Annotated in this window: 17 protein-coding genes; 7 read left to right on the top strand and 10 right to left on the bottom strand. The window is 66.1% G+C overall.

Translation table 11 applies throughout. The features are described from left to right. The first annotated feature begins 88 nt into the window (after window positions 1-88). The 6 genes from ilvD (at window position 89) to ACN0V4_RS05490 (ending at window position 5,617) form a co-directional block, all read left to right on the top strand. Complete coding sequence (gene ilvD / locus ACN0V4_RS05515) at window positions 89-1,816, top strand: dihydroxy-acid dehydratase (protein WP_417673816.1); 1,728 nt, start codon at window positions 89-91, stop codon at window positions 1,814-1,816. Next, window positions 1,813-2,688, top strand: coding sequence for an NAD(P)-dependent oxidoreductase (locus tag ACN0V4_RS05510; RefSeq protein ID WP_417673814.1), 876 nt, complete (start codon window positions 1,813-1,815; stop codon window positions 2,686-2,688). The genes ilvD and ACN0V4_RS05510 overlap by 4 nt, the downstream gene beginning before the upstream one ends. Next, window positions 2,685-3,386: an aspartate/glutamate racemase family protein gene (locus ACN0V4_RS05505; protein ID WP_417673812.1), complete on the top strand. Its 702-nt coding sequence runs from the start codon at window positions 2,685-2,687 to the stop codon at window positions 3,384-3,386. The genes ACN0V4_RS05510 and ACN0V4_RS05505 overlap by 4 nt, the downstream gene beginning before the upstream one ends. A 137-nt stretch (window positions 3,387-3,523) precedes the next feature. Beyond that, window positions 3,524-3,871 carry a ParD-like family protein gene (locus ACN0V4_RS05500; RefSeq protein ID WP_417673810.1) on the top strand — a complete coding sequence of 116 codons (348 nt, stop codon included), beginning with the start codon at window positions 3,524-3,526 and terminating at the stop codon, window positions 3,869-3,871. A gap of 3 nt (window positions 3,872-3,874) precedes the next feature. Further along, a complete protein-coding gene (locus ACN0V4_RS05495; protein WP_417673808.1) occupies window positions 3,875-4,462 on the top strand; it encodes a zeta toxin family protein in 588 nt (195 codons plus the stop codon). Between the two features lie 144 nt (window positions 4,463-4,606). Further along, window positions 4,607-5,617 carry a hypothetical protein gene (locus ACN0V4_RS05490; protein WP_417673806.1) on the top strand — a complete coding sequence of 337 codons (1,011 nt, stop codon included), beginning with the start codon at window positions 4,607-4,609 and terminating at the stop codon, window positions 5,615-5,617. Window positions 5,618-5,756: 139 nt separating this feature from the next. Here the strand turns inward: ACN0V4_RS05490 and ACN0V4_RS05485 are convergent, their stop codons facing one another. The 9 genes from ACN0V4_RS05485 to ACN0V4_RS05445 all read right to left on the bottom strand — a co-directional run bounded on the left by ACN0V4_RS05485 (window position 5,757) and on the right by ACN0V4_RS05445 (window position 15,369). Beyond that, window positions 5,757-6,158 (bottom strand): RidA family protein, encoded by a 402-nt coding sequence (locus ACN0V4_RS05485; protein WP_417673804.1) that lies wholly within the window; start codon window positions 6,156-6,158, stop codon window positions 5,757-5,759. Window positions 6,159-6,230: 72 nt separating this feature from the next. Beyond that, window positions 6,231-7,070 carry a tryptophan 2,3-dioxygenase gene (locus tag ACN0V4_RS05480; protein WP_417673802.1) on the bottom strand — a complete coding sequence of 280 codons (840 nt, stop codon included), beginning with the start codon at window positions 7,068-7,070 and terminating at the stop codon, window positions 6,231-6,233. Beyond that, window positions 7,067-8,686 (bottom strand): AMP-binding protein, encoded by a 1,620-nt coding sequence (locus tag ACN0V4_RS05475; protein WP_417673800.1) that lies wholly within the window; start codon window positions 8,684-8,686, stop codon window positions 7,067-7,069. The genes ACN0V4_RS05480 and ACN0V4_RS05475 overlap by 4 nt, the downstream gene beginning before the upstream one ends. Window positions 8,687-8,795: 109 nt before the next feature. Then, the gene (locus tag ACN0V4_RS05470) at window positions 8,796-9,959 is read right to left on the bottom strand and encodes an acyl-CoA dehydrogenase family protein (RefSeq protein ID WP_417673799.1); all 1,164 of its coding nucleotides are present in this window, start codon (window positions 9,957-9,959) and stop codon (window positions 8,796-8,798) included. A 98-nt stretch (window positions 9,960-10,057) separates the two neighbouring features. Next, window positions 10,058-10,858 (bottom strand): enoyl-CoA hydratase family protein, encoded by an 801-nt coding sequence (locus tag ACN0V4_RS05465; protein ID WP_417673797.1) that lies wholly within the window; start codon window positions 10,856-10,858, stop codon window positions 10,058-10,060. Between the two features lie 3 nt (window positions 10,859-10,861). Then, window positions 10,862-11,338, bottom strand: coding sequence for a MarR family winged helix-turn-helix transcriptional regulator (locus ACN0V4_RS05460; RefSeq protein ID WP_417673795.1), 477 nt, complete (start codon window positions 11,336-11,338; stop codon window positions 10,862-10,864). Beyond that, window positions 11,335-12,078: an SDR family NAD(P)-dependent oxidoreductase gene (locus tag ACN0V4_RS05455; RefSeq protein WP_417673793.1), complete on the bottom strand. Its 744-nt coding sequence runs from the start codon at window positions 12,076-12,078 to the stop codon at window positions 11,335-11,337. The genes ACN0V4_RS05460 and ACN0V4_RS05455 overlap by 4 nt, the downstream gene beginning before the upstream one ends. After that, window positions 12,075-14,381: a bifunctional salicylyl-CoA 5-hydroxylase/oxidoreductase gene (locus ACN0V4_RS05450; RefSeq protein ID WP_417673791.1), complete on the bottom strand. Its 2,307-nt coding sequence runs from the start codon at window positions 14,379-14,381 to the stop codon at window positions 12,075-12,077. Before ACN0V4_RS05450 ends, ACN0V4_RS05455 begins: the two co-directional genes overlap by 4 nt. 187 nt (window positions 14,382-14,568) lie before the next feature. Beyond that, entirely contained in the window at window positions 14,569-15,369 is an 801-nt protein-coding gene (locus ACN0V4_RS05445) for an IclR family transcriptional regulator (protein ID WP_417673789.1), read from the bottom strand. A gap of 140 nt (window positions 15,370-15,509) precedes the next feature. Here ACN0V4_RS05445 and ACN0V4_RS05440 point away from each other — a divergent pair, with 140 nt between their 5' ends. Then, window positions 15,510-16,745 carry a multidrug effflux MFS transporter gene (locus tag ACN0V4_RS05440; protein ID WP_417673787.1) on the top strand — a complete coding sequence of 412 codons (1,236 nt, stop codon included), beginning with the start codon at window positions 15,510-15,512 and terminating at the stop codon, window positions 16,743-16,745. A gap of 17 nt (window positions 16,746-16,762) precedes the next feature. Here the strand turns inward: ACN0V4_RS05440 and ACN0V4_RS05435 are convergent, their stop codons facing one another. Next, window positions 16,763-17,497 carry an SURF1 family protein gene (locus ACN0V4_RS05435; protein WP_417673785.1) on the bottom strand — a complete coding sequence of 245 codons (735 nt, stop codon included), beginning with the start codon at window positions 17,495-17,497 and terminating at the stop codon, window positions 16,763-16,765. Window positions 17,498-17,548: the final 51 nt, after the last annotated feature.

The following is a 17,548-nucleotide window of genomic DNA, read 5'->3' as shown; positions in this document are numbered from 1 at the left end:
AACACCGATCCTGCCGCTAAGATCGCCCCAACGTGAGCCGCCAGCGCCCGCCAGCGCGGGCGGCACAGAAGACAGAAGGAACACCAAGATGACAGATCCCAAGGCGAGCAACCGCAAGCTCCGCTCGCGCATTACCACCGACGGGCTCGACCGGGTGCCGCACCGCGCCTTCTATCGTGGTCAGGGCCTCGACGACAACGCGATGGCGCGGCCGATGATCGGCGTGGTCTCGACCGCCGGCGAAACCTCGCCCTGCAACGCCAATCTGGGCGATCAGGCGCGCTATGCCTATCGCGGCGTGCAGGAGGCCGGCGGCACGCCGCGCGAATTCACCACCATCTCGGTCTCCGACGGGTTTTCGATGAACCACCAGGGGATGAAGAATTCACTGATGTCGCGCGACCTGATCGCGGATTCGGTCGAACTGGTGATGCGCGGCCATGCCTATGACGGGCTGGTCGGCTATGGCGGCTGCGACAAGAACCTGCCGGCGCTGATCATGGCGATGGTGCGGCTGAACGTGCCCTCGGTCTTCGTCTTCGGCGGCTCCACCCTGCCGGGGACCTACAAGGGCAAGACCGTCTCGATCCTCGATACCTACGAGGGCGCCGGCGCGGTGATGACCGGAGAGATGAGCCAGGCGGATCTGGACGCGATGGAGCGGGTCGCCATGCCCACCATCGGCGCCTGCCCCGGCCAGTTCACCGCCAATACCATGGGCATGGTCTCCGAGGTGCTGGGCATCGCTCCGCTCGGCAGCGCCACCATGCCGGCGGTCTATTCCGAACGGGTGGCGCTGGGGCGCCGTGCCGGCCAGATGGTGATGGAGATCCTCGACCGTGGCGGCCCGCTGCCGCGCGATCTGATCACCCGCAAGTCGCTGGAAAACGCCTGCGCCATCGTCGCCGCCACCGGCGGGTCGACCAACGCCGGCATGCATATCTCGGCCATCGCGCATGAGGCCGGCATCCTCTTCACCATGGACGATGTCGGCGCCGTCTTCGAACGCACGCCGCTGATCGGCAACCTGCGCCCCGGCGGGCAATATTACGCGCTGGACGTGCACCGTCTGGGCGGCGTGCCGGTGATTATCAAGGAACTGATCCGCTCGGGTCACATGCATGGCGACACGTTGACGCTGTCGGGTCAGACCCTGGCCGAGGCGGTGGCCGATGCCCCCGCGCCGGATGGCGAGGTGATCCGCTCGGTCGACAATCCGCGCGACACCTCGGGCGGGGTGATCGTGCTGAAGGGCAACCTCGCCCCCGAGGGCGCCTTCATCAAGGTCGCCGGCCTCAAGGTCCGGGTGCACGAGGGCCCGGCGCGGGTATTCGAGAGCGAGGAGGATTGCATGGCCGCCGTCCGCAAGCGCGATTACCAGGAGGGCGATGTGATCATCATCCGCAACGAGGGCCCCGCCGGCGGCCCCGGCATGCGCGAGATGTTGGGGCCGACCGCGGTGATCTATGGCCAGGGCATGGGCGAAAAGGTGGCGCTGGTCACCGATGGCCGCTTCTCCGGCGCGACGCGGGGGATGTGCATCGGCTATCTCTCGCCCGAGGCCTATAACGGCGGCCCGCTGGGGCTGGTCGAGAATGGCGACATCATCCGCATCGACACCCGCGAGGCGCGCGCCATCGACCTCTTGGTGGACGAAGAGGTTCTGGCGGCGCGTCGCAAGGCGCTGGCCGCCCGCCCGCCCCGCCGTCTGGCCGGCGCGCATGAGAAATACGCGGCCCAGGTGAAAAGCGCCTATTACGGCGCGATCACCCATTCCGGCGCGGTCGACTGGCCGGTCGACGAGGTGCAGGAATGACCTTGCCGCGTCTGGGATACCTCGGCACCGGGCTGATGGGCGAGCCGATGGTGATGAACCTGCTGAAGGCGGGCTATGAGGTCACCGTCTGGAACCGGACACCGTCGAAATGCGACGCGGTGGTGGCCGCCGGCGCCCGCCGCGCCGAAAGCCCCGCCGATCTGGCGTGCCAGAGCGATGTGGTGATGGCCTGCCTGACCAATGCCGCCGCCGTCGAGGCGGTGCTCTTCGGCGATCATGGCGTGGCCGGGGTGACGAGGCCGGAGTTGTTCATCGACTTCTCCTCGATGGACCCGGGGCTCACGCGAGAGTTCGGCGCGCGTCTGCGGGCGGCCAATGGCATGGGCTGGGTCGATGCCCCGGTCTCCGGCGGCACTCCGGCGGCGACGGCGGGAACGCTGACCATCATGGCCGGCGGCGGGGCGGCGGATTTCGCCCGCGCCGCACCGCTGATGGCGCCCCTGGCGCAGAAGGTCACCCATATGGGCGATCTCGGCGCCGGGCAGATGACCAAGCTGGTCAACCAGATCATCGCCGGCTGCACCATGGCGGTGGTGGCCGAGGCGGTGAATTTCGCCAAAACCATGGGCGTCGATGCCACCCGGCTGACCGAGGCGCTGGCGGGCGGCTTTGCGGATTCCAAACCCTTCCAGCTTCTGGCGCCGCGGATGGCGACCGAAAGCTTTGAAAACCCGCTCGGCACGGTGGCGATGATGCTGAAGGATCTCGACACCATCGCGGCGGTGGGCGGCGAGCGCGCCGCGCTGCCAATGACCGACAGCGCCCGCGCCCTGATGCGCGCCACCTGCGATCTCGGCCATGCCGAGGACGATATCTCCACCCTCATCCTCACCCTGAAAGGCCAGTCATGACCCGCATCGGCATGATCGTCCCCCCGGCGGCCGGCGACGTGCCGCCGGAACCGCTGCAGCTCTATCCCGATCTCGATTTCATCTCGGTCGGCCTCGGCATCCCCGAGGTGACGCCGGAGGGGTTCAACCAGGTGATCCACCGCTTGGGCGCCCTCGCGGCGGAGCTGAAGGAGATGGGGGCCGAGGCGGTCTCTCTCATGGGGACCTCGCTCAGCTTCTATCGCGGACCGGAGGGGAACACCGAGATCCTCGCGGCCCTGCACGACGGCTCCGGCCTGCCGGTCACCACGATGACGGATTCGGTGCTTGAGGCGCTGGCGGTGATGGGCGCGAAACGGGTCGCCGTCGCCACCGCCTATACTGATCCGGTCAATCAGGCGCTGACCCGTTATCTCACCCAGAGCGGCTATGAGGTCGCGGCGCTGGAGGCGATGCATCTGAAGACGGTGGAGCAGGTCTTTGCCGTCACCGACGACGATCTGATCGCACTGGGGGAACGGGCGCTGGCCGCCGCACCGGATGCCGATTGCCTGTTCATCTCCTGCGGCGGGCTGCACACGCTGGGCGTCATCCCGGTGTTGGAGGCGCGTCACGGGCTGCCGGTGATCTCCAGCGCCACGGCGGGCGCCTGGGGGGCGGTCCGGCTGGCGGGCCATTCCGGCCGCGCGCCCGGCCATGGCCGGTTGTTCGAGGTCTGAGACATCCGCCCGGGCGCCTGCGCGGACCGGGCGGTTCATCGCAGCCGCGCTTCACCATGAGCGCGGGTCACCGCCCGGCGGTCGCCTTGACAAAAAGGTGGCAAAATGCCACCTATAGACCCAAAGGAGGCCCCGACATGGCGCAATCCGTAAAGCTCAATGACGACCTGATGGGTGTCATTCGCCGCGAATCCGAACTGCAAAGCCGATCGGTCGCCGGGCAGATCGCCCATTGGGTCAAGATCGGCCGCGCGGTCGAGAAATCCGGCAATTTCGACCACGCCCATATCTCGGCCGCCCTGGCCGGAGAGCTGGAGACCACCGCGCTGAGCGGCGAGGAAAAGGATGTCTGGCTCGACAGTTTCACCGAACTGATGCGCCAACCCTCGGCCGAGGAAAAGGCATTCTATGCCAAACGCCAGCGGCTTGGCCTGGGGGTCGGGCTGGATGCCGGCGGCAATCTGATCCACGCCGACGCCGACTAAGGCATGACGCCCACCATGATCCTGCTGGCCGGGCCGAACGGCGCCGGCAAGTCGACGCTTTACGCAACCCGGGTGGCGCCGCATTTCGCCGGCCCCTTCATCAACGCCGACATCCTGCAGCGCGACGAGCTGCGCGATCCCTCTCCCGCCGCCTCCTACGAGGCCGCGCGTCTGGCCGCCCTGCGGCGCGACGATTTCCTGGCCCGGCGCCGGGATTTCGTGACCGAGACGGTGTTTTCCCATCCCTCGAAACTGGCGCTGATCGAGGCCGCGCGCGACCGGGGCTTTACCGTCATCGTGATGCATGTGGGGGTCGAGACCCCCGATCTGTCGGTCGCCCGCGTGCAGGCCCGCGTCACCGAGGGCGGCCATCCGGTGCCCGATCAGAAAATCCGCGACCGCTTCGCCCGCAATGGCGCGCTGATCCGCCAGGCGGTGCTGATGGCCGATCGTGGCATGGTCTTCGACAACTCCGGCCTGAACACACCGCCCCGGCACTGCCTGGGCTTTGCCAAAGGCCGCCTGACCTCGGCCCTGCCGTTGCTGCCCGGCTGGGTCAGGGACATCTATGCCGAAGACCTGATCCGCTGAGCGGTTGCGCCCGGCCCAGCGACCCCGGGAGAGACCTGGGCAGCCGCTCACCGTGATCGTCCTGCAAAGGAGATCGCTCGCCCTGTGCGCCCTGCGGAAACGGCCTATCTGAAGATCAAGCGGCGCTGACCTGGAGGAGACCAAATGGCCGTCACCATACGCCCCGCCACGCCCGCCGATCTCGACGCCATGACCGCGCTGCTGCTGCAGGACGCGAACCAGCGCCGGGAGATCAATCCCTCGCTCTGGCGGTTGAAACCCGAGGCCGGCGCCGCCATCGCCGCCAGCCTCGCATCAACGTTCGGAGCCGACCCCGCCGCCCCGCGCCAAAGCTGGCTGGTCGCGGAAGAAAATGGAGCTCTCCTCGGCCTGACCCACAGCCTGCTGCTGCCGGTGCCGCCGACCTATGCCGGAGAGTTCGGCCCGCCGGGGCTGATCATGGAGGACAGCACCCTCGCCCCGAACGCCCCCTCCGGCACGGCGACCGCGCTGTTGCAGGCCGCCGAGGCCGATCTGATCGCCGCCGGCGCCAGGATCCTGCTGGCCTCTTCCGTGCCCGGCGGATCATGGGAGGCGCCCCTCGCCGCGCGCGAATACCATCCGCTGACACTCTATCTGGCCAAGACCGGGCTGACCGGAGCCGCAAGACCCGAGGATGTGCGCCAGGCGACCGCCGATGATATGTCGGCCATCGTTGAGCTGAGCGCCGCGCATCGGCAAACCCTTTGCGATATCAAGAGCGTCTTTTGGAAACCGCACCCCGAGGCGGACGAGAGGTTTGAGCGATGGATGCGGCGCAGCCTGACCCTGACGGATCGCGACATGTTCGTGTCCGAGACCTCGGGGCGGATCGACGGCTATGCGATCTCGCAACCGGCGACGCCTTTGCACTTCCCGTCGGCGCATGACATCGGCGGCATCGGGATCATCGACGATTTCTATCACCGCGATTTCAAGGATATCGCCGATCCCGCTCACGACTATGGCGCCGCGTCGCGCCTGATCTCCGCCGCCGAAACCGCCTTGGCAAAACGCGGCCGTACTGCAACCCTGGTGATCTGCCCGGCCGGCTGGGCGTCAAAAAAGAGGTTTCTAGAAACCATAGGGCATTCGGTTGCACTGGTTTGGCATATCAAACCGGGCCTGCCTGGCTGAGGCCCAAGGCCGGGACATCGCAGCGGAGGGGCACTGCAAGGCGACGCCCCCGATGTGCGCGACAGTCCAACTTCCGTCCTCCGACACGCAAAAGGGCCGCCCCATCGGGACGGCCCCTGAACGCGCGAGGGAGGGGCGGTTAGTTCTTGCCGATGAAGGCGGTCGCCTCGATCTCCAACAGCGCCTCGTCCTCCAGCAGATCAGCCACCACCAGCAGCGACATCGCCGGGAAATTGCGCCCCAGCACGGCGCGATAAGTGCGCCCGATCTCGGCCTGATGCGCCATGTATTCCGCCTTGGATTTGACGAACCAGGTCAGCCGGGTGATATCGGCGGCGGTGCCGCCGGCGGCCTCGACCACCGCCAGGATGTTTTTCAGCGCCTGTTCCATCTGGCCGATGAAATCATGCGCTTCGAACTTCTGCTCCGCAGTCCAGCCGATCTGGCCGCCGACATAGAGCGTGCCGTCGCCGGCCAGGATACCATTGGCATAGCCCTTGGCGGGCGCCCAGCCCTCGGGTTGGATAACCGTATTCGTCATGTCTTGCCTTTCGTTCGCTATCGTCCGTTTCGGCCCCGCCGGGGCCCTCAAGTTGCTTGCCCCGGCCGCCCGTCACAGACCGCCGCGCATATGCCAAAGTTCGGGGAAAAGCTCGACCTCGAGCATGCGGCGCAGATATTGCACGCCCGAAGTGCCCCCGGTGCCGCGCTTGAAGCCGATCACCCGCTCCACCGTGGTCACGTGATTGAACCGCCAACGGCGGAAGTAGTCCTCGAGATCGACCAGCTTCTCGCCCAGTTCGTAAAGCGTCCACCAGCGGTCGACGTCCCGATAGACCTCGGTCCATTTCTCCTGCACCGCCTCGACCGGCTTGTGCGGCTGATCGAGCTGCGGCGCCGGGATCACCGCGTCCGGTCCGTCGATGGTGATGAACAGCAGTCGGATCACGTCGTCATAGAAGCTGGGCCGCGCCAGCTCCGCCTGCAGCATGGCATGCACCTCGGGCACATGCTCATGCGGCTTCAACATGTTCGGGTTCCGGTTGCCCAGGATATATTCGATCATCCGGTACTGATAGGACTGGAACCCAGAGGACGGCCCCAGCGCCTCGCGGAAGCGCGAATAATCCGCCGGCGTCATCGTGCGCAGCACATCCCAGGCGTTGTTGAGCTGTTCGAAGATCCGGCTGACCCGCGCCAGCATCTTGAACACATGGGTCATCTGCCCCGCGTTCATCGCCTCGCGCGCCGCCGCCATCTCGTGGATCGCCAGCTTCATCCACAGCTCGCTGGTCTGATGCTGGATGATGAACAGCATCTCGTCATGCGCGCTGCTCTGCGGCCTCTGCTGCGTCAGCAGCCCGTCGAGACAGAGGTAATCGCCATAGGACATGGCGTCCGCAAAACTCATCCGGGCACCTTCGGCGCCGGGGTCATAGGCCTTGTCGATCATTGGATATCCTTCAGTCGGAAGCGTTGAATCTTGCCGGATTCTGTTTTCGGCAATTCCCGAACGAACACAACCGAGCGAGGGTATTTGTAGGGCGCGATGGTTGCCTTGACGTGATCTTGAAGGATCCGAACCATAAGATCGCCCGGAACCTGAGCGGCCGACAAAACCACATGCGCCTGAACGATCTGGCCGCGCGCCTCGTCGGGGATGCCGATCACCGCGCATTCCACCACCGCCTCATGCGCCAGCAGCGCCGCCTCGACCTCGGGGCCGGCGATGTTATAGCCGGCCGACAGGATGATGTCGTCATTGCGCGCGGCAAAATGGAAATACCCGTCGGCATCCTGAACAAAGGTGTCCCCGGTGACGTTCCAGCCGTTCTGGACATATTCCGCCTGCCGTTCCCCCCGCAGATAGCGGCAACCGATCGGCCCACGCACGGCCAGGCGCCCGACCTCTCCGCGCGCCACCTCTTCACCGTCGGGGCCGATCACTTTCGCCTCATATCCGGTCACCGGCCTGCCGGTGCAGGCCGGTCGGTGATCGTCGAAGCGGTTGGTAATGAAGATATGCAGCATCTCGGTCGCACCGATACCATCCAGCATCGGCTTGCCGGTCTTGGCGATCCATTCCTCATAGACCGGCGCCGGCAGCGTCTCGCCCGCCGAGACCGCGGCGCGCAACGAAGACAGATCGGCCCCCTGCTCCATCGCCCGCAGCATGGCGCGATAGGCGGTCGGCGCGGTGAAGCAGACGGTCGCCCCATAGGTCTCGATGATCTCGATCATATGCTGCGGAGAGGCGTTCTCAAGCAGGGTCGCCGCGGCCCCGAAGCGCAGCGGAAAGATCGCGAGCCCGCCCAGCCCGAAGGTGAAGGCCAAGGGCGGCGAGCCGACGAAAACGTCGTCCGGGCGCACGTTCAGAACCTCTTTGGCATAGCCATCGGCGATGATCAGCAGATCGCGGTGGAAATGCATCGTGCCCTTCGGCTCTCCGGTCGAGCCAGAGGTGAAGCCGATCAGCGCGACATCGTCCTGCGCGGTCTCGACGGCGTCGAACCGGACCGATTTCTGCAAGGCCAGCCGGTCAAGCTCGGCATCATGGTTCCAGGTGCCGTCGAACCCCACCAGCGTCTGCAGGAACGGGCTGTCGACCGCCGCCTCGGCCATCTCGTCCATCAACCGGGTATCGCACAAGGCATGGCTGATCTCGGCCTTCTCGATGTACTTGCGCAATTCGCCCGCGCGCAGCATCGGCATGGAGTTGATCACCACCGCCCCGGCCTTGGTCGCCGCCAGCCAGCAGGCCACCATCGCCGGATTGTTCGCCGACCGGATCAGCACCCGGTTGCCGGGCTTCAGCCCCAGATCCTCGACCAGCGCATTGGCCAGCCGGTTGGTCCAGTCGGCCAGTTCCTTATAGGTGCGCCGCCGACCGTTCCCGATCAACGCGACGTGATCGCCAAACCCCTTGGCAACCATCGCATCGGTCAGTTCGACCGCCGCGTTCAGCCGGTCGGGATAATCGAACCCCTCCAGCAGCAGATCGGGCCAACTCTCCGGCGGAGGCAGGTTGTCGCGGGCGAATGTATCCACATGGGCAGATGGTCTGAACATGGTTCCTGAAGTCTCCCTGTTGGACCCGGGGGGCTTATTTTTTGGCGGATGCCCCCTCGGGATCGGATGATGCTCCGGCCCTGAGGCCGGAACGCCATTCTCGTCTGGCTCAGCCCTGCTGAAAAGCCCCGAGCGCCTGGCGCGCGATCACCACCCGCTGCACGTCCGAGGCACCCTCGTAGATCCGGAGCGCCCGAATTTCGCGATAGAGCTTCTCGACCGTCTCCCCAGACCGCACCCCGTCGCCGCCATGCAGTTGCACCGCCTTGTCGATCACCTGCTGCGCCTGATCGGTGGCGAAAAGCTTGGCCATCGCCGCCTCGCGGGTGACCCGCGGCGCGCCGCTGTCCTTGGTCCAGGCAGCGCGATAGACCAGCAGCGCGGCGGCATCCACATCCAGCGCCATATCGGCGATATGGCCCTGCACCATCTGCAGATCAAAGAGCGGCGCGCCCTGCACCTGCCGCGTGGTGACCCGATGCAGCGCCTCGTCCAGAGCGCGGCGGGCAAAGCCCAGAGCGGCAGCCGCCACGGTCGAGCGGAAGACATCGAGCACCGACATGGCGATCTTGAAGCCGCCGCCCGGCTGCCCCAGCAGGGCCGAGGCCGGAATGCGGCAATCGGTGAAGCGGAGCGTCGCCAGCGGATGCGGCGCGATCACCTCCAGCCGCTCGGCGATCTCGAAGCCCGGCGTGTCGGCCGGCACGATGAAGCACGACAGCCCCTTGGCGCCGGGCGCCTCGCCGGTGCGGGCGAAGACGCAATAGACATCGGCGATGCCGCCATTGGAAATCCAGGTCTTCTCGCCGTTCAGCACGAAGAAATCGCCGTCGCGGGTGGCGGTCATGGTGGAATTCGCCACATCCGAGCCCGAGGCGGGCTCGGTCAGCGCGAAGGCGGAAATCGCCTCGCCCGCCCGCGTTTTGGTCAGCCATTCCTTGCGCTGCTCCGGCGTGCCGAACAGCGAAATCGCCCCGGTGCCGAGACCCTGCATGGCAAAGGCGAAATCGGCCAGACCGTCATGGCGTGCCAGGGTCTCGCGGATGATGCACAGGCTGCGCACGTCCAGCCCCTCGCCGGTCTCGGGATCGACGGCGGAATGGGTCAGGAACCCGGCCTCGCCCAGCCCCTTGACCAGGGCGCGACAGGCGGCATCGGTATCGTGGTGGTCAATCGCGCCCAGATGGGCCGAGGCCCATGCATCCAGCGCCTCGGCCAGTTCTTTGTGACGCGGCTCGAAAAACGGCCAGCTCAGGAAACTCCGGTCGGGCATCTCTCCCCCTCCCCCTTCTTCTCGTTGCAAATACGGCCGCCGGAGGCTCCTGCCGGCGCCGCTGGCCCGGCCCGTTGCCGGACCGGGCACCAACCGGATCAATCGCCCTCGAAGACCGGTTTTTCCTTGGCGACGAAGGCATGATAGGCGCGATGGAAATCCTTGCCCTGCATGCAGATCGCCTGCGCCTGGGCCTCGGCCTCGATCGCCTGCTCCAGCGACATGCTCCATTCCTGCGCCAGCATGGTCTTGGTCATCATATTGGCGAAATTCGGGCCGTCGGCGATCTTGGCGGCCAGCTTCTGCGCCGTGGCCTCCAGCTCGTCGGCCGGCACCACGCTGTTGAAAAAGCCCCAGGCGTGGCCCTCTTGCGCGCTCATCGCCCGACCAAGATAGAGCAGCTCCGCCGCCCGGCCCTGGCCGATGATGCGCGGCAGGATCGCGCAGGCGCCCATGTCGCAGCCGGCCAGCCCCACGCGGTTGAACAGGAAGGCGGTCTTCGCCTCGGGCGTCGCCACCCGCAGGTCGGAGGCCATGGCGATGATCGCGCCGGCGCCGGCGCAGATGCCGTCCACCGCCGCGATGATCGGCTTGCCGCAGCCGATCATCGCCTTGACCAGATCGCCGGTCATCCGGGTGAAGGCCAGAAGTTCCTTCATCGTCATCTTGGTCAGCGGCCCGATGATGTCATGCACATCCCCGCCCGAGCTGAAGTTGCCGCCATTGGGCAGGAAGACCACCGCCTTGACGTCATCGTCGTAATGCAGGTCGCGGAACCAGTCGCGCAACTCGGCATAGCTTTCGAAGGTCAGCGGGTTCTTCCGCTCCGGCCGGTCCAGCGCCAGGGTGGCGATGCCGTCCTTGATCTCGCATTTGAAATGCTCAACGTCGCTGCGCATGTTTCAGTCTCTCTCCTCAAGTGTATCGTTCAGATAGTCGAGCCGCCGGTTCATCCCCTCGACGTCATCGGCGTCGAGCCGGTCGAGCAGCCCGTTGATCCAGCTCTCATGGGCGGCGGCCTGTTCGGCGAAGGCCGCCTGCCCCTTGGGCGTCAGCACCACCAGCGCGGCGCGCCGGTCGCCCGGCACCGCCACGCGCAGCGCCAGCCCCTCTTCGGTCAGCCGGTCGACGATGCCGGTCACATTGCCGTTCGACACCCTGAGCTTGTCGGAAATCTGCGACATCTTCAGCCCCTCGGGGCTGCGCGACAGCGCCGACATCACGTCGAACCGCGGCAGGGTGGTCTGGAACTCCTCGCGCAGGTGGCGGCGCACATGTTCTTCCAGCAGGCTCGAGGCCTTCAGAAGCTTGAGCCACAGCCGCAGGCGCGATTTCGACAATGCGGGCAGGTCGTCCTTGCCAACCGGTTTCAGCGTCATGTCTCCCCTCCGGAGAGGCTCAGCGCGTGGCCGTTCACCGATCGCGCCGCCTCGGTACAGAGCCAGAGCGCCGCGCCCGCCACCTCATCGGTCTGGATGAAGCGTTTCTGCGGGTTGCCCGCCTTCAGCGATTTCGCGGCCTGCTCCTCGCTCATTCCGGTGGTCTTTACGATATTGGCGATGGATCGGTCCAGCAACGGCGTTTCGATGAAACCCGGGCAGATCGCGTTGACGGTGATCCCGGTCATCGCCAGTTCGATCGACAGCGCCCGGGTCAGCCCCAGCACCCCGTGCTTGGCGGCGCAATAGGCGGCGACGTAAGGGTATCCCTTCTGCGCCGCGGTCGAGGCCACGGCGATCATCCGCCCCCAACCGGCCGCCTTCATGTCGGGCAGCGCCGCCTGCCAGCAGTTCGACACGCCGATCAGATTGACCGCCAGCATGGCGCTCAGGTGTTCGGGCGTCATCTTGGCGAAGGGCACGCTTTCGGCGGCGCCCGCATTGGCGACCATGATGTCGATCGGCCCCTGATCGGCGCGCGCGGCGGCAAAGGCGGCCTGAACCGCCTCCGCCTCCGTCACGTCGCAGAGCTGATAGGGCAGCCCCTGCGCCTTGAGCGGCGCCTCGGAGCGACCCATGATGGTGACCTTCGCCCCGGCCTCGGCCAGGGTGCGGGCAACCTCCGCCCCCACCCCGGTGCCGCCGCCGGTGACGACGGCATGTTTTCCCGCCAGCATCATACCTTGATCGCCGCCTCGGCCTCGCGCTCGCGCTCGGCCAGACGCCACAACAGGTCACGGCCGCCGCGATAGGGCTCCGGCCAGACGGCATAACGATCCCCCAGTTGCGCGCCGGCATGCAGCGTCCAATAGGGATCGGCCAGATGGGCGCGGGCCAGGCAGACCAGATCGGCGCGCCCCGCCATCAGGATCGAGTTCACGTGGTCGGGCTCGTAGATATTGCCGACCGTCATGGTCGGGATCCCGGTCTCGTTGCGGATACGGTCCGAGAAGGGCACCTGGAACATCCGGCCATAGACCGGTTTCTCTTCCGACACCGTCTGGCCCGAGGAGACATCGACGATATCGACGCCGGCCTCGTGGAAGGCCTTGGCGATCTCCACCGCGTCCTCGGGCTGGTTGCCCGCCTCGCCCACCCAGTCATGCGCCGAGATCCGCACCGACATCGGCTTGTCGGCCGGCCAGGCGGCGCGCATCGCCTTGAACACCTCAAGCGGATAGCGCAGCCGGTTTTCCAGGCTGCCGCCATATTCATCCGACCGCTTGTTGGTCGCCGGCGACAGGAAGGTGCCGATCAGATAGCCGTGGGCGGCATGGAATTCGATCATGTCGAAGCCGGCACGGTCGGCCATCTTCGCCGCCTCGACGAACTGGTCGCGCACCATGTCCATATCGGCGCGGGTCATCTCGCGCGGGGTCTGGCTCGCCGGTTTGTAGGGCAGCGGCGACGGCGCGACGATTTCCCAGTTTCCGGTAGGCAGCGGCGCGTCGATGCCGCCATCCCAGGGCACGCAGGTCGACGCCTTGCGACCGGCATGGCCGATCTGGCAGCAGATCTTGGCCAGCGTTTCCTTGTGCACGAAATCGGTCAGCCGTTTCCACGCGGCCTCATGCTCGGGCGCATAGAGACCGGGGCAACCCGGGGTGATCCGACCTTCGGCGCTGATGCAGGTCATTTCGGTAAAGATCAGCCCTGCACCGCCCTTGGCGCGTTCCGAGTAATGGCCGAAATGCCAATCGGTGGGGCAGCCCTCCTCGGCCTTGTACTGCGCCATCGGCGACATCACCACGCGGTTGATCAGATCCATCTGGCCAATCTTGTAGGGCGCGAACATCGGGCGACGCACCGGAGCATCCGCGGGCACGCCCGCCTGCATCTGGAACCACTTCTCGGCCGATTCCAGCCATTCCGGATCGCGCAGCCGCAGGTTTTCATGGGAAATCCGTTGCGACCGGGTCAGCAGCGAATAGTTGAACTGCACCGGGTCGAGATCGAGGTACCGCTCGACCTGCTCGAACCATTCGAGCGAGTTGCGCGCCGCCGATTGCAGCCGCAGCACGTCGAGCCGGCGTTCCTCCTGATAGCGCTCAAACGCCTTTTCCATCGTCGGTTCGGTGCTGAGGTAATTCGCCAGCGCAATGGCGCTGTCAAAGGCCAGCCGCGATCCCGAGCCGATCGAGAAATGCGCCGTGGCCGAGGCATCGCCCAACAGCACGACGTTTTCGTGATACCACTTCTCGCACAGAACGCGGGGGAAGTTCATCCAGACCGCCGAGCCGCGCAGGTGCGCCGCGTTCGACATCAACTCATGACCGCCCAGGTATTTCTCGAACACCTTGCGGCAGGTCTCGACGATTTCTTCCTTCGACATATGCTCAAAGCCGAAGTTGTCCCAGGTGTCCTGGGCACATTCGACGATGAAGGTCGCAGTGTCGGCGTCGAACTGATAGACGTGCGCCCAGATCCAGCCGTGCTCGGTCTTCTCGAAGATGAAGGTGAAGGCGTCGTCGAATTTCTGATGAGTGCCGAGCCAGATGAACTTGCAGGCGCGCGTCTCGATATTCGGCTTGAAGGCCTCGGCGTATTCGGTGCGAACGCTGGAGTTGATCCCATCGGCGGCGACCACCAGGTCATAGTCCTTGCGGTATTCCTCAGCCGATTTGAACACGGTCTCGAACCGCAGCTCGACCCCCAGCTCGCGGGCGCGTTCCTGCAGCAGGATCAGCATCTGCTTGCGGCCGATGCCGGCAAAGCCATGGCCGCCCGACACGGTGCGCACCCCTTTGTGGATCACCGCGATATCGTCCCAATAGGCGAAATGATCGCGGATCGACTTGGCGCTGACGGGATCGTTCTTGGCCAGATTGTCCAGCGCATCGTCAGAAAGCACCACGCCCCAGCCAAAGGTATCGTTGGCGCGGTTGCGTTCGATCACGACGATCTCATGCGACGGATCCCGCAGTTTCATCGAAATGGCGAAATAGAGACCGGCCGGCCCCCCGCCAAGGCACGCGATACGCATAGGCTCTCCCCTTCAAAGATGATCTGAAACAGGCTGTTCCGGCAGCCGTTGGAGAGAACGCTAGGGCGAGTCGGAATTTATTTCAAGCTTAAAACTTATATGCATCAAGCATCCTGAGCCTGACCGGTTCATTTTGCCCTCCGCTTGGGCAACAAGGCGAAACGCAGCTCATCAAAAACACTGAAATTCACTTATATGTGTATGTTTTTCCTATCTTATCCGAGATCTCATCCCGCGCCTCACTCAGAACTGCGGCGATCCGGTCCCGCTTGCGCTCCAGCCGGCTCTGCGGCAGGACCACGGCGATGGCATGTTCCCCCAGATGCGAACTGAGCGGTACGGCAATCCCGATGATATCCGGAATGAAGGCATCCTCGTCGATGGCAAGCCCGCTGTCGCGAACCGCCTCCAGCCCGCGCAGCACCCGCGCGATCTCGGCCGCAGGCAGGCTCACCGCGAGCAGCCGCTCGGCCTGTTCGGCCGGCAGGGCCGCAAGGATCGCCCGCCCCGGCGCCAGACGGTGCGCCGGATGCGGGATGGTGCCCAGCGGAAACACCACCCGCAGCGGCCGTTCGGCAATGCAGCGGTCGATACAGGTGACGCTGCTGCCGGTCAGCTTGTAAAGCGCCACGGTCTCTTCCAGTGCCGCGCTCAACGCCTCCAGAACGGGGCGCACTTCCGAGACGATATCGACCTGGGTGCGATAGATCAGCTGCGCCAACGACGGGCCGAGCTGAAAGCCCCCCTGCGGCCCCGAGGGTTCGATGAAACCCTCGGCCTCGAGCGCCTGAACGATCCGCTGCACGGTCGACCGCGCCAGCCCGACCCGGGCCGCGATGCCCGCCAAGCTCAGCCCCTGCGGATGGTCCCCGAGCGCCCGCATGATCGCGGCGGCCCGCGCGATCACCTGAATCCCGCCCGATTTCTCGTCACATTCCTTCATGGCCATGCCATCTCCCTGAAGCGCCGCATCGGCATCGCTTGACATTCCCGCCCTGCTCGCGAATAGCATTTCGGTACACCCGCCCGCAATACGGTACAGTTTGCGAGTCCCCTCAGCATCCCCAGCCCGGCCAGATTTCACTGTGCCGGGTCGCTTTATTTGGGGTCGAAATGATGATCAAACCGATGGCTGACAAGACCAAAACCTCCTCCGCCCCGTCGCTTTCCGCCCGCGCCGTGATGGTGCTGGCGCTGCTCTCCGCCGTGGCGCCGCTGTCCACCGACATGTACCTGCCGGGGTTTCCCCGGATGACTGCGGATCTGGAGACCAGCGCCGCCCAGATCCAGATGACGCTGACCGGCTTTCTGATCGGACTGGCCGCCGGCCAGTTGATCATCGGGCCGCTCTCCGACCGCTATGGCCGCCGCCGGCCGCTGATGATCGGCACCCTGGTCGGTGTGGTCTCCAGCCTGCTCTGCGCCCTGGCGCCCAATGCCGGCACGCTGATCGCGCTCCGGGTGATCCAGGGGCTTGGTGGTGCCGCCGGCGTCGTGCTGGCACGGGCGGTGATCGCCGACAGCAGCCGCGACGCCGCCCATTCCGCGCGGCTGTTCCAGATCATGATGATGATCGGCGGCATCGCCCCGGTGGTGGCGCCGATCCTCGGCACCGGCATCGTGGCGTTGGCCGGCTGGCGCGGCGTCTTCGCCCTGCTCGCGGTGATGGCGCTGATCTCCTTCTTCGGGGTGCTCAGGGTGATCGACGAAACCCTGCCCCAGGCGCGCCGCTCTGCCGGCGGGCTGAAACCGCTTTTCACCGCGATCGGTGGGCTGCTGCGAAACCGCGCCTATGTCGGCTATACGCTGACCACGGGTTTTTCCTTCATGGTGCTGTTCGGCTATATCTCCGCCTCGCCCTTCGTGTTCCAGAGCATCCTCGGGCTGTCGCCGGCGGCGTATTCCATCGCCTTCGGCCTCAATGCCATCGGCATCGTGATGGTCGGCGCCACCTCGGCCAAGCTGGTGGGGCGGATCAGCCCGCGGCGACTGGCCTCAGTCGGCATCGGCGCCATCCTGATCGGCGCGCTCTGCACGCTCGGCGCGGTGCTGGCCCAGGCCAGCGCCTGGGTGATGCTGCCCTGCCTCTTCATCACTGTCGCCTCGGTCGGTATGATCCTGGGCAATACCAGCGCGCTGGCGATTTCCGAGGCGCCGCGCAGCGCCGGCACCGCCTCGGCCTTGTTGGGGGCGCTGCAATTCTGCCTCGGCGCCATCGCCTCGCCGCTGGTGGGCCTTGCAGGCGAGGACAGCGCCCTGCCGATGGCGCTGGTGATGGTGGCGGCCGGGCTGCTCGCCCTGACCTGCTTCACCCTGCTGACGCGCGATGGTGCGCCCCGACCGGCCGAAAGCGAGGCAGTCTGATTGCCCGCGTCGGCGTCTCAGCGCCGGCGCAGTTCAGTCCAGAGCACCAGCAGCCAGGCGCCGAAGACGACGACCGCCAAGGCGAACCAGGTCAGCGCATAGCTCAGATGTGCGTTGCGAAAACTCACCACCGTCTGGCCGCCGCGCGGCCAGGCCTTGGGATCGCCCAGCTCCGCGTCGACGAAATAGGGCGCGGCGCGCTCAAACCCCTTGGCGCGGGTGATCGAGCCGATGTCGCGGCGATACCATTTGCCGTTCGCGGGATCGTTCCTGCGCGAGAACAGCCACCCCTTGTCCTCGGACATCCGCAGCAAGCCGGTCACCATCACCTCGCCCTCGGGGGCGGCATCGAACCTGCCGGCCAGCGCCAGTTCCTCGGGCACCACGCCGCGGTTGATCATCACCACGGTGCCGTCGTCGCGTTCCAGCGGGGTCAGCACCCAATCGGCCGGGCCAAAGTCCGAGGGGGTATAGATCAGCACCGTTTCGTCGTTTCGGAACCGCCCGCTCAGCGTCACCCGGCGGTATTCGTCGCTGGTGGCGGTGATCGCCGGCCAAGCCTCCGGCCCCGGAGCGGGCACCGGGTCGGCATGGATGCGGGCATCAACCCGCTCGATCAGATCGACCTTCCAGTGCAGCCGGGCGACCTGCCAGATGCCCAGCCGGGCAAAGCCCCCGACCCCGATCAGCGCGATCAGGGTGACGATCATCAGCCGCGGCCAGCGGACAGTGGCAATGGAATCTCGGGTCATCGGTCTTTCTCCACAAAAAAGCCGGGGCCGAACGAACGGCCCCGGCTGGGA

Origin of the sequence: Pseudodonghicola sp. (assembly GCF_048268305.1) — a bacterium.
In the GTDB taxonomy this organism is placed as follows: Bacteria; Pseudomonadota; Alphaproteobacteria; order Rhodobacterales; family Rhodobacteraceae; genus Pseudodonghicola.
The sequence above is the reverse complement of the archived record's forward strand: the minus strand, read 5'-3'. Positions and strand labels throughout refer to the sequence as shown.

Excerpts from the sequence above, each read along its gene's own strand:
- ilvD (WP_417673816.1), top strand. The coding sequence starts at position 89 with ATGACAGATCCCAAGGCGAGCAACCGCAAGCTCCGCTCGCGCATTACC.
- ACN0V4_RS05510 (WP_417673814.1), top strand. The coding sequence starts at position 1,813 with ATGACCTTGCCGCGTCTGGGATACCTCGGCACCGGGCTGATGGGCGAG.
- ACN0V4_RS05505 (WP_417673812.1), top strand. The coding sequence starts at position 2,685 with ATGACCCGCATCGGCATGATCGTCCCCCCGGCGGCCGGCGACGTGCCG.
- ACN0V4_RS05500 (WP_417673810.1), top strand. The coding sequence starts at position 3,524 with ATGGCGCAATCCGTAAAGCTCAATGACGACCTGATGGGTGTCATTCGC.
- ACN0V4_RS05495 (WP_417673808.1), top strand. The coding sequence starts at position 3,875 with ATGACGCCCACCATGATCCTGCTGGCCGGGCCGAACGGCGCCGGCAAG.
- ACN0V4_RS05490 (WP_417673806.1), top strand. The coding sequence starts at position 4,607 with ATGGCCGTCACCATACGCCCCGCCACGCCCGCCGATCTCGACGCCATG.
- ACN0V4_RS05485 (WP_417673804.1), bottom strand. The coding sequence starts at position 6,158 with ATGACGAATACGGTTATCCAACCCGAGGGCTGGGCGCCCGCCAAGGGC.
- ACN0V4_RS05480 (WP_417673802.1), bottom strand. The coding sequence starts at position 7,070 with ATGATCGACAAGGCCTATGACCCCGGCGCCGAAGGTGCCCGGATGAGT.
- ACN0V4_RS05475 (WP_417673800.1), bottom strand. The coding sequence starts at position 8,686 with ATGTTCAGACCATCTGCCCATGTGGATACATTCGCCCGCGACAACCTG.
- ACN0V4_RS05470 (WP_417673799.1), bottom strand. The coding sequence starts at position 9,959 with ATGCCCGACCGGAGTTTCCTGAGCTGGCCGTTTTTCGAGCCGCGTCAC.
- ACN0V4_RS05465 (WP_417673797.1), bottom strand. The coding sequence starts at position 10,858 with ATGCGCAGCGACGTTGAGCATTTCAAATGCGAGATCAAGGACGGCATC.
- ACN0V4_RS05460 (WP_417673795.1), bottom strand. The coding sequence starts at position 11,338 with ATGACGCTGAAACCGGTTGGCAAGGACGACCTGCCCGCATTGTCGAAA.
- ACN0V4_RS05455 (WP_417673793.1), bottom strand. The coding sequence starts at position 12,078 with ATGATGCTGGCGGGAAAACATGCCGTCGTCACCGGCGGCGGCACCGGG.
- ACN0V4_RS05450 (WP_417673791.1), bottom strand. The coding sequence starts at position 14,381 with ATGCGTATCGCGTGCCTTGGCGGGGGGCCGGCCGGTCTCTATTTCGCC.
- ACN0V4_RS05445 (WP_417673789.1), bottom strand. The coding sequence starts at position 15,369 with ATGTCAAGCGATGCCGATGCGGCGCTTCAGGGAGATGGCATGGCCATG.
- ACN0V4_RS05440 (WP_417673787.1), top strand. The coding sequence starts at position 15,510 with ATGGCTGACAAGACCAAAACCTCCTCCGCCCCGTCGCTTTCCGCCCGC.
- ACN0V4_RS05435 (WP_417673785.1), bottom strand. The coding sequence starts at position 17,497 with ATGACCCGAGATTCCATTGCCACTGTCCGCTGGCCGCGGCTGATGATC.